General features: G+C 57.5%; 10 protein-coding genes and 1 pseudogene. 5 read left to right on the plus strand and 6 right to left on the minus strand.

What is annotated here, in order from left to right; genetic code table 11:
• The 3 genes from QCM77_RS44620 to QCM77_RS44630 form a co-directional block, all read left to right on the plus strand.
• Positions 1–911 (plus strand): IS3 family transposase (locus QCM77_RS44620; protein ID WP_280096982.1); only part of this gene is annotated, 911 nt, incomplete at its 5' end.
• Between the two features lie 136 nt (positions 912–1047).
• Positions 1048–1545, plus strand: a complete 498-nt coding sequence (locus QCM77_RS44625; RefSeq protein ID WP_280096983.1) for an MATE family efflux transporter — start codon at positions 1048–1050, stop codon at positions 1543–1545.
• A 77-nt stretch (positions 1546–1622) separates the two neighbouring features.
• The gene (locus QCM77_RS44630; RefSeq protein ID WP_280096984.1) at positions 1623–2258 is read left to right on the plus strand and encodes an MATE family efflux transporter; all 636 of its coding nucleotides are present in this window, start codon (positions 1623–1625) and stop codon (positions 2256–2258) included.
• Between the two features lie 1358 nt (positions 2259–3616).
• Here the strand turns inward: QCM77_RS44630 and QCM77_RS44635 are convergent.
• The 6 genes and pseudogenes from QCM77_RS44635 to QCM77_RS44660 form a co-directional block, all read right to left on the minus strand.
• Positions 3617–3943 (minus strand): annotated as a pseudogene (locus QCM77_RS44635) (restriction endonuclease); the annotation flags it as partial.
• Positions 3944–3955: 12 nt separating this feature from the next.
• A complete protein-coding gene (locus QCM77_RS44640) occupies positions 3956–4249 on the minus strand; it encodes a hypothetical protein (protein WP_280096985.1) in 294 nt (97 codons plus the stop codon).
• Between the two features lie 540 nt (positions 4250–4789).
• Positions 4790–5287 carry a PD-(D/E)XK nuclease domain-containing protein gene (locus tag QCM77_RS44645; protein ID WP_462804415.1) on the minus strand — a complete coding sequence of 166 codons (498 nt, stop codon included), beginning with the start codon at positions 5285–5287 and terminating at the stop codon, positions 4790–4792.
• A complete protein-coding gene (locus tag QCM77_RS44650; protein WP_280096986.1) occupies positions 5203–5721 on the minus strand; it encodes a hypothetical protein in 519 nt (172 codons plus the stop codon). The genes QCM77_RS44645 and QCM77_RS44650 overlap by 85 nt, the downstream gene beginning before the upstream one ends.
• Positions 5722–6201: 480 nt before the next feature.
• Positions 6202–6753 (minus strand): hypothetical protein, encoded by a 552-nt coding sequence (locus tag QCM77_RS44655; protein WP_280096987.1) that lies wholly within the window; start codon positions 6751–6753, stop codon positions 6202–6204.
• Entirely contained in the window at positions 6753–7382 is a 630-nt protein-coding gene (locus QCM77_RS44660) for a hypothetical protein (protein ID WP_280096988.1), read from the minus strand. The genes QCM77_RS44655 and QCM77_RS44660 overlap by 1 nt, the downstream gene beginning before the upstream one ends.
• 1468 nt (positions 7383–8850) lie before the next feature.
• Between QCM77_RS44660 and QCM77_RS44665 the strand changes: the two genes are divergently transcribed.
• Both QCM77_RS44665 and QCM77_RS44670 read left to right on the plus strand, forming a co-directional pair.
• Positions 8851–9936 carry an IS5 family transposase gene (locus QCM77_RS44665; RefSeq protein WP_280096989.1) on the plus strand — a complete coding sequence of 362 codons (1086 nt, stop codon included), beginning with the start codon at positions 8851–8853 and terminating at the stop codon, positions 9934–9936.
• Between the two features lie 416 nt (positions 9937–10352).
• Positions 10353–10496: a hypothetical protein gene (locus tag QCM77_RS44670; RefSeq protein WP_280096990.1), complete on the plus strand. Its 144-nt coding sequence runs from the start codon at positions 10353–10355 to the stop codon at positions 10494–10496.
• Positions 10497–10819 lie beyond the last annotated feature (323 nt).

Below are 10819 nucleotides of genomic sequence, written 5' to 3' on the forward strand. Positions count from 1 at the left end.
TCTATCCCACAGGGGGCGTGCAGCGCCGAGATCAGTTTTTTAGAAGGAGCGCTCACCAAGGCGGGATTGCTGAGCGCAAAGCGATGATCGACCGCGAGCATGATCTGTCGATCACCAGGCAGGCGGAGACTTTGAACATCAGCCGCGGCAGCGTGTACTACCTGCCACGGCCGGTGCCGGACGCCGATCTCGCGATCATGCGGCGTCTCGACCGGCTGCATCTGGAGTTTCCCTTCGCCGGTTCGCGAATGCTGAGAGGCCTGCTGGCTGCCGAGGGGTGCAAGATCGGCCGCCGGCATGTCAGAACGCTGATGCGGCGGATGGGGATAGAGGCGCTCTATCGCCGACCGCGCACAACAAAGCCCGAGCCCGGCCACAAGATCCATCCATACCTGCTGCGCGGCATGGAGATCACGCGACCGAACCAGGTCTGGGCGATGGACATCACCTACATCCCGATGGCGAGTGGCTTCGTCTATCTCGCCGTGGTGCTGGACTGGGCGACCCGCCGGGTCCTGTCGTGGCGGTTGTCGATCACGATGGAAGCAGCCTTCTGCGTCGAGACGCTGGAGGATGCCTTGGCTCGTCACGGCAAGCCGGATATCTTCAACACTGATCAAGGCTCGCAGTTCACCGGTGCGGCCTTCACAAGCGCACTCGCCAACCGCGGCATCGCCATCAGCATGGACGGCAAGGGCGCATGGCGAGACAACGTGTTCGTCGAGCGGCTGTGGCGCAGCATCAAATACGAGGAGGTGTATCTGCGGGCCTACGACAGCGTCAGCGAGGCGCGCAGCTCGATCGGCCGATATCTCGACTTCTATAACAGCAGGCGTCCCCATTCGAGTCTTGACGGCAGCACGCCGGATCAAGCCTACTTCACCCCGCGGCCACTCCGCATGGCAGCCTAACCCCGGCAGACGCTCCACCAATCGACGCGGAAATTCTGTTCAGACAACCGGGACCAGCTCTATCCACGCGTTACAGCAGGTCGTCAACGCGATCTTTGTTGGCGCACTTGGCGCGCAGGCGATCGCAGCTGTCAGCATGACCTTGCCGATCGTGGTCCTGCTCGCGGCAGCCGGACAGGGGATCGGTGTTGGAACAGCGTCGTTCATATCTCGTCATCTTGGCGCTGGTGAGTACCTGGAGGCGAGTCGAGGCGCGAGTACTGCACTCGCGCTCGCCGCCCCGATCGGTATCATTGTTACCGTCGCTCTGCTTCTAAACCTGCGAGGGATCTTCGTAACGCTCGGGGCAAGTCCAACCATCATGCCCGTGGCGCTCGACTACGCGGCGACGCTTTTGTTCGGGTACACCCTGATGCTTCTAAACATTGTCAACGGCTTCATCGTCAGAGCCGAAGGCAACACACGATTCAGCATGTGGACGATGATTACAGCCTTCATACTGAACGCTGTGCTTGATCCCGTCTCATATTCTTGCTGGACTTTGGTGTGCGAGGCGCAGCCCTCGCGACGCTGGTATCTCAAATCGCTGCTATTAGCCTCTATATCGCGTATTTTACGAAGCTTCGCGGGATAGTCCTCATCAGGATAACTCACATCTCGTTGCGAGCAGATCGCATCAGACAGCTCGCGTTCATGGGGGCGCCGTCGACCATGACCAGTATTTTATCTGCTATTGCCGTTATGCTCTTGTACGGAGCTGCTGCGCCGTTCGGCGACGATTCCATCGCGGCCGTGGGAATAGCAGTGCGAATCTTGACGATGGGTGCACTGCCTATCACCGGCTTCTGCATAGGCTCTCAAGCTGTCCTGGGTTTCGCTTGGGGCGCACGCGACTTTGCTCGTGTATTGAAGGCTGCGAAGTTCATGCTCTCCATGACTGTCGCTCTTTCCGTTGCGTATTCTGTGGCCGTTGTGACTTTTGCGCGGCCTTTGGTCAGACTGTTCAGCGATAGCGATAAGGTCACGGAAATTGCCGTCTCGACCTGCATCGTCTTCCATCTCGTTTTTGGACTTTTTGGTGTTGAGAGTTTCGTTGCGACGATGCTTCAGTCGTTCGGGAGAGCACGCCTCAGTGCGGTTGTGTCCTTGGCAAGGCAGGGCTATCTCTTCATACCGGCCGTACTGTTATTCCCGGTCATATCGGGTTTCAACGGACTGTTGGCCAGTCAAGCAATCGCTGAGCTGGGCGCCGGAATGATCGCGCTGTTTGTCATGTTCCACCAGTTCGCTGAGTTCAGACGAGCGCTCCGGCATCCTGCTTCAAGAGCGATCGAGATCGCGGGTTGACCTGACAAGGGACATCATCGGAGCTCAGAGCATTAGGCCTACATAGGGGAGGTGTTGCGCTCCAAGAAAGTTGTTATTCGGCTTACAATATTGGCTCTGACTAACGTTTGATGCAGTTTGGGGGGGCGTGGAGCTTTGATTGGAGGCATGCAGCAAGCACTCCACCGCTCCAGTCGGGTGCCGCGTGGGTTTGTTGTAGAGAGTGCGTACTACGAAGGTGATAAGGCCGTTATTGAGATCCGGGCGCCCGGAAGCGTCGGTCTGTGTCCCTTGTGCGGAACACTTTCACGACTCGAAGATTGGACGTGAGCCTCATAAGCGGCCCTCGTTGCCTCGAGGGCCTCTTCCAACGTCGTTGCAAGGTCCTGCTGAGGACGGCTGACGCGAGCTAGCTCTCCGGGGAAGAGCAGGTGGCGTGCCGCGATGTCGGTTCCGGCCAGAAAAACCCACGAGGCGTCTTCAGTCAGCGAAGGTCGTGCAACGGGTAGGGCATGATCGTCTGCTTTGATACGATAGATTGGAGGTGTGGCGGTTGCCTGCACCCAGACTTGACCGTCCTCAAGCCAAACCCGGGACACGAGTCCGCCCAATAAGCGTCGAGCCGCAACTGCTTCCCATGCTCGATATGCTACCGATGAGGCTGTCGGCATCGTTACCAGCATCCATGGATTGAGATCGGTAGCTACCTCGCGATCCGGAACGAAATCGCGGACGTATCGGGTAGGATCGATTGGGCCAGGCGGGATTTCCGGAAGCGCGACTGCTTGCTCGAGATCCCATGGAGCGACGTCTAATCCGCGTGTGCGGAATGCCTGAGCGGGATTGAAGTCGACGACTGCAAGTCGCGCCAGGATGGTCCGCTGCGCCAAATATTGTGGAATGCTGGATTAGAAAATGAAGAATGCGCAGTCATTGATTGCCGGTTTTCCAAGTGTGATCACGACCTCGCGCGCTGGGTCGAATACGTCGCGCCGTGAGGACGCCGCCACCGAGAGCTGGATTATAAATCTGCACCGATGTGAACGGCGGTGGCGCATCGTCCGCAAATACGAGCCAGGCCGGCTGCGCATCGGGCGACGATAGTCGCCCGCGCAGGACGAGCGCGTCGACACGTTCGTCTGCCAAAGCGCCGTTTGCGACCAGCTCACGTACGCGTTCGAGCAGATGTGCTGAGCTCGAAGTCATCTAGTGTACCAGCAACACGAACCGCTCCTTAAGCTAAGGCACTTAACTTACCGCGCAGCAGGGGCGGATTGCTTTAGTCTGCATGGAACACAATTAGACGGCTCCGCGCAGGAACGTGGATCACTTTGACGAGTCATGGTCCCCGTTGGCATGCCGCTTGTTGGTTCAAGGCGTTAGTCTTTACCAGTTTCAAGAATTGTCGGAAGCCACGCTCTCAATTTGATACCGTTCATCAACTCCAAGCGATATGGGAGAAGGGGTGCAATGAGAGGGTCCTCATTAATCCGCGGCGGGAAGTCAGAGGTCGTCATTAGGATGCCCTTCGAAGCAGATGGATCGGCGGTCACGGCGAAGCCTAATGCTCGCACGTCGTCATAACGAACCAGATTCTGGGGATTCCTCTTCGCCTTTACCGAGCCGATTATCTTGATGCAACCCAGCCCGTTCTTGAAGGCAATCAGATCTCGTCCGTGGTCTCCCGACCTGGGTGTCAGAATAACCTGATCACAGCCTTATTTTCTGAATGCTCCAGCGAGCAATTCCTCCCACCTCTCGCTCGGCACTTGATAAGCTTCCCTCCAATCGGAAGTGACCTTGCGAGCGAGTTCCTCCCAGATGATTGACGTATCTCTGATGAGAATTCCTTCCGCAACGGGTTTTTCGGGAATGATTAGTCCCGCGATCGTGAACGACGGCCGAGTCTTGCTTCGTGCTCCTTCGACCAGAAGCTTAATGCCTAGCTTGGTTTCCTCAATCTTCTCTAGATCAGAGATAGGCTCAAGGTCGCTGCTGCCAGCCGGGTTCATTTCAAGGTCGTATTTCCGAGCCCAGTTTCAAACTGTCTCCCATATTGTCCAAACATGAATGCACTGCTCTTGCTGCCGCCATATTGAGCGGTACGCAAGGGGGCCGAGCACCGGCAGGCGTACCAGCAAGCAGAATTCGATTTGCGATTTGAATGTCTAATCCGGTACGCGCGCAAAGGATGCCAGCGTTACTATCGGAGCCCGCGGCAATCTTCGCCCGCCCGACATCGGCGTTCCCTAATTCCAGCACCCTGTGTCCGCCCGTATTTCTACCCGCGCAGGGCCATTTATCTCCGCCAGTGGCCGTTACGTAAACGTGCTCAAACATTGAGCCGACAAGTACCCTCCAAAGCTCCATGTTGAACATAGTGGTCCTCGAACGTAAAACCCTGGCTCATTAGCGGCTACAGCGGAGGTCCGGCCTGCAGTCTTCCGACACATGGATCAAATTGAGTCTTGGTCGGTTAGTCCGTCGCACATTGGCGGCGAGCCGTACTTCCTTGGTTCGGCACCGGAGCCGCAACCGGTCTACCGCGGTCACTATTTCCAGACTCTCGGCCATTCCATGATGACCCTTTCTAGGGTGCGCGGGGCGGTGACACGACGACGCGCACGTCCTTCAGTCATTTGTGAGGACCAGAGAGATCTGCTTGAAGTTGCACCGCAGCAGGAAGCTTGTGTTCGGGATCGTAGACAAGCACGATCAAGTAGTCGACGCCTGTATTGGCGCCGTAATCCGCGAAGTCCGTCAGTAGCTCGGCTGAACCGTTTTTGGTCGTCCGGGACGCGAGCAAACTTCAGTTCGATCATCGCACGAATCTCCTTCAGGAAGAACTCGCATCGGGCGGTCGATCCCGCAACAGACGGATTCCATTCCTCCAACCGGACGTCCCGGAAATACGCGTTGAGGATCGAGTGAAAGAGATACTGGCAGTCCCACTCGTTCGCGATGGTCATGGTCGCCCCGTCATGCGGATGCTTTTTGAGCGCGAGGGCTGACTCATGAAGGCGCTCAGCGAGCCTGACGAGCAGCGACAGTTCACCGTCTGGCCTCCCGACGTAGCTGGCGTGGGCCGGCTTCCCTTTACATACCTCACCGCGTCGAGAAAGTAGACGACCCGTTCACGAACGGTACCAATGAGGAATGCAGGCCCGTCTGCGCCTTCCTTGTCACGGAGCTGCTGATCGACGTCATTCAACTCGGTTAGCATGCCGTCGAGGAACGCCTCATACCCGTCCAGCTCCTGGGCAAAACCGGTCGGAGACCCGAAGCCCTCACCGGGAATCCTGCCGTCGCTCGGAAACTCATCGCTGTAGTGATAGAGGCTCTGAAACACGTTCTTCGTGCGTGAGAACCACAGTTGGTGGCGAGCCCCGTGTCCACGTAACTCGTCCATGACATGGTTCAGCTCCTCGTCGGCGGATCGCCGCGCCGTCCTCAGGTACCCCAGGCCGAACAGGGCCCAGTCCATTTCATTCAGGATGTGATTCCAATGCCCCCGATCGTCCGTGACCGGCGCATGTAATCGCCGGGGATGATCAGGGCAAGCGAGCTACCTATTCTCTGGGCGTCGCGACAGCCGCTCAAATCGCAAAATTTCGCTTCTGCAGGGCTCCGACCTGCTTGTACCCTGCTCGCCAGCGAAAAAGTTGGAAATGCGAGACATTCTGCCCCGCATTGTCGGGCTTGCCGTCCGACCCGCCCCCCATAACACATGCTACGCTCTAATCGTGCGTTGATATAAGGCATGACCTTATCGACATATTCTTCCAGCTTACCGGGCTGTTCGATTATCTCGGCGCCTTGTTCGGCCATGACGATCTCCGAAGCGATTCGAAGGGCGGGGGCGGGATTATAACAGCGAGGCCACCAAAGGACGCGCCTATCGAGGGCTTCGTTAAACGAGCCGCTCGGGGTCTAGCCCACCCAGTCGTGCCGCTACGCGTCAGCGCTATGCCTCTTCGTCCGCGGCGGCTTCTTCGGTCAGGGAGTTCCACCAATTAAGGAGCGCTCCACGCGCGATGTACTCGAACATGTTGAGAAGCATAGGCGTCTGCTCCACTTTCCAGCTCGCATTGCGAGAAGACATACCCAACCCAAGCGGCTTTTCTTGAACGCTCAGGATGCTCTCGAAAGCCTGGGTGTAGCGCGGCGGATCGCACATCGGCAGTGGGAACGCGGTGCCGCTATGCAAGCTCTTCGAACGGTGGCCGTAGATCAGGCCCATCGCCTTGCTGAGATCCTTGGGCGCATATGAAAATTGCATGTACTGTTCAGGTCTCGTCGATGGCGGAGGTGGCGCAAAAGTGTCGACGAATCCGGCAAAGCGCTTTGTCGATCGGGTGATGTTCTTCAATAGTTCTGCGACAGGAGCGAGCAATTCGGGAGCGGGGCTGTTGGAGATAAGCGCAGACAGTTTCGGAAACGCCGTTTCGAGCTGCTCAACAGGCAAGACGTCTGATGACCAGCTTAACGAGGCCGTTTCGATTGCCGAGACCAGCATCAGCCAGGCGAGCGAGGGTCGGAATCGGCGATCCACACGGCTTGCTGATACTGTCGCGCCGCTTTGATGAGGGTGTTCGTTTGTTCGGCGGTGCGTCGCGGAAACAAGGCAAATGGCGCGAGCCCGGTGTTGAGATTTACCGGCAACGACAGGCGCGGGATTTGCGGCCGGCCTTCCAACAGCAGTTGCGGATCGGGCTTGCTCGCAATCTGCATGGGGCGTCCAAATCGATCATCTTCGCCGCGAAATTCTCGGTTGACGCCTCCGGCCTTGAGACGAATACCAAGGAATAGTGAAGCGATGGCCGCCATCTCATCGAGGTAGTCGCCGCCGTGATAGTGCTCGAAGTCATCCTGCATTGGCGACCGGTATGCCGGATCACTTGCCGGTTCATAATGGTGCGCGACGCGCATCACGATGGCAGGGCGAAGAATACGTCCGCCATGGTGGCCGGCATGAGCGATCGTGTTGATGAGTGCGTACGGCCCGAGATCAGAGATTTCACCCGTAACCCACGTGTCCGTGAACAACAGCGCTTCCGTGGTCTCCTGGCTAGCCCTGCCGTCGATCGCGCGCCGCCAATTGGCGTAAGTGTAACTGGCGGTTTGCGGAGTGGAGGAGCGACTCATATTTGCTACCCAATAGCGGCCCAGCCGTCCTTTTCCCAAACTTGCCATTTCGGCGGAGGACCATTTGCCAAATTATGCCACTGGGGAGCCTACCTTACCGGGCTCGCGACTGCACTCGCTTTCGGCGCCGTCGCTATTTCATTTCCGGCGTCACTATCATTACCATCCGCGGGTGCTTCTCGCCTCTCCAACTGAGCTGGTGACGATTGAACGCCGCCCAATGTGCTCCCATCATCTAACACTGGCGAATGATTCGATGCCAAACCCGGCCACGAACGACAAGTGCACGTATCTGGTGCGGTTTCTGGTGCGGCGGCAGCGCTGCAGGCAACAAAGACGAAGTAAACTATTGATCACGTTGGTGGGCCCAGGCAGGGCTCGAACCTGCAACCAGACCGTTATGAGCGGGAAGGGAGCCCGCAGAACACTGAAAACCCTTAATGAAACTGACGATGATTAGTCGCGTCTGTTCGCGCTTGGTTGCGCCGTAGTATTGGTTATCGATTGGTTGGCGGCCCCTATCGCCGAGGCCGAACGCCCCGAGAGCCCGGCCCCTCCCAACCGCGGCAATAAGCGCCTGTGCTGAGCAGAAATGCAGCGCATGTGGGCCAGTAAACGCCCGCTAAAGGCTCTGGTTCACTTTTATCATCCAGCACGAGCGAAGGGGGCTGGAAATGATCGCGGTGATGGGACTCGCAATCGGCATGCTGCTTGGCATGATCTTTCGGGTGGTTTCCGACGTGCGCCGAGCCCCCGACTAACTTATTCCCGCCACAACCTTTGGTAAAAAAAACCGATTGTAGCGATGAGGGAAGATGACTCACTGGACTGTTGAAACCATGGTCTACCGCCCTAAGCGCTCGCGCCGACCACAGTATGTCGGCAAGCGGATCAGTGCGACGGTGGCCGATCATGGAAGAGGGTCAGGTTCAAACCAGCTTCGACGATTCATTGTCCAATGTTACGCGCGAAGTGGATATCAGGGAATACGAACAGCGAACCGGTCATCCGCGTAGTCTCACGGCGATCTTCCCGTTGGGTGTGATCGCTGAATAGGACAAACGCCTGCCGACGACAATTAGCCACCTCCGCGCAGAAATTCGACGGACGACTAGCATAAAGCGCAGCTAAGCATCGCAAATGCGATGCTACTGTACATGACCTAGGGGTAAGCATTGGTTAAAGCCTTTCGCAACGGAGCCATAGTGCTTATTTTCGCTATGGTCGCCGGCATCAATCTTTGGTGGGACTTAACGAGCAGCTATATCGCCTGCGGGGTTGCCGTCGTTGCGTCGTTCTCAGCGGGATATTGTGTCGAGCGCGCGTTCATCAGCCGGGCCCATCGTGAGATGAGGCGCTCCATAGCGCAGATGCACCAAGACGTCACCTAGCAGTTTGCTGAAAAACCCCCTCGTCACGGAGGAGGCTTGATGATTCACTTTATCATCTCGAATCGGGGGAGACGATCATGCGCGGGAGGTTTACGGATCAGGGCGGCCTGTTTTCGTACATCGCGCCGGATAAGCGTGTGCCAGCGAACCATCCGCTGCGGAAGGTCCGGGATCTCGTCCGTGATGTTTTGAGTGATTTGAACCGCAGCCTTGGGAAGCTCTACGCCAGCGAGGGACGTCCTTCGATCCCCCCGGAACAATTGCTGAGCGCTTTGTTGCTGCAGGTATTCTACGGCATACGTTCGGAACGTCAGTTGATGGAGCAGCTGGACTACAATCTTTTGTATCGCTGGTTCGTCGGACTGTCGCCGGACGACCCGGTCTGGGACCCGACCACCTTCACCAAGAACCGGGAGCGGCTACAGAACGGTGAGGTGTTCACGAAGTTCATGATCAGGCTTCTGAACCATCCGCAGGTCAAACCCCTATTGTCGGACGAGCATTTTTCGGTGGATGGAACGCTGATCGAGGCCTGGGCTTCGCAGAAGAGTTTTCGCCCCAAGGACGGCAGCGGCGACGATGACGATGGCGCCAACTTCCACGGCCAGAAGCGCAAGAACGATACCCATGCGAGCACCAGCGATCCTGACAGCAGGCTTTATCGCAAGGCGGCCGGGCGGGAGGCTAAGCTATGCTATATGGGCCACGCCACCATGGAGAACCGGAATGGACTAGCGGTGGCCGGCAGGGTCACGCATGCCAATGGTACCGCCGAACGCCGGGCTTCGGAGACCATGCTGAAGGCAAGACGCAAAGCCGCAGCCCGCCGCATCACGGCCGGTGAGGACAAGGCGTACGATACCGCCGATCATGTCGCCAATCTTCGCGCCATCGGCGTGACGCCGCATGTGACACAGAACCAGGCCGTCACCAAAACCGGCAAGACCCGCAACAGTGCCATCGACGAACGAACCACGCGGCATCCCGGATATGGTATGTCGCAATCGCGCCGGGCGATGGTCGAGTGCATCTTCGGATGGGGCAAGCAGCACGGCACCATGCGCAAGACCAAACATCGTGGCATCGCTCGCGTTGCTGCCGACTTCCTGCTCAATCTGATCGCCTATAACCTGATCCGCATTCCCAAACTGCTTGCAGCGTAGCCGTACCGGGCCGGCAACACCGCCCTCACGCAAGAAAATGCCTCAAGCTGACGAACACATCACCTGAAAATTGATCGACGGCGTTCACCGAGACCAAAAAACTCAAATCCTGGGGTTTTTCAGCAAACTGCTAGCGCTTTGAAGTGCCCACCACGTGGGGTGCCGAAACATAGTTATAACTTTTCCACGGTCGATAGTTCACCCCGGCAGCGCACGCCGGGCTTTTTTCGTGCGCACAACAGAAAGAGACCATCGCGAGTCACAAGCTAGATTTCATCAAATTTCTAACCGCAACACTTACTGCCGCTTCCACCAAGCTGCTTGCCGCGGACCCAACCAACACCGACACAGCCGGCCGACTCAATCAGATCGTACGCACGGCTGAGGACAATGTGTCTGATGGCCATTGGGCACGCATGGCACCGCTGTACGAACCGTTGCTCGCGCCAAAACTGCAACTAGCCATCATGCATTTGAATGCAGACCTTATTGCTGGGCAGAGGGCCGCGCCCGACTTCGACACCTATTTTGCAATGCGTTCGGCTGACCTGCAGGATTGATTTTACATTGCCCGTCGCAAATTAGCGGCGGGCTTTTCCATCAATGAGGACGCTTCCGCAATTTTCCCGCGTCAATACTCACAATGAAAGTGTCTATGTTCCGTATTCCTCCGCTGAGGGCCGCCTTGTTTGACGGACGCGAACGCTGCAGGTCCTAGGGGTACCCTCGCGAAACGGGTGAATGGCATTCAGCTCGGCTAAAGCGTGATGGCATTAGGTTCGATAGCCTGAATTTTTGAGGTAGTTGGCGCATTCCTCGGATGTGAAGGCATCGAGTGCGCGGCCGATTGCGGCGCAGACCGCGTCGACGGTTCGCGCGGCAG

Origin of the sequence: Bradyrhizobium nivariense, assembly GCF_029846695.2 — a bacterium.
Lineage (GTDB): Bacteria > Pseudomonadota > Alphaproteobacteria > Rhizobiales > Xanthobacteraceae > Bradyrhizobium.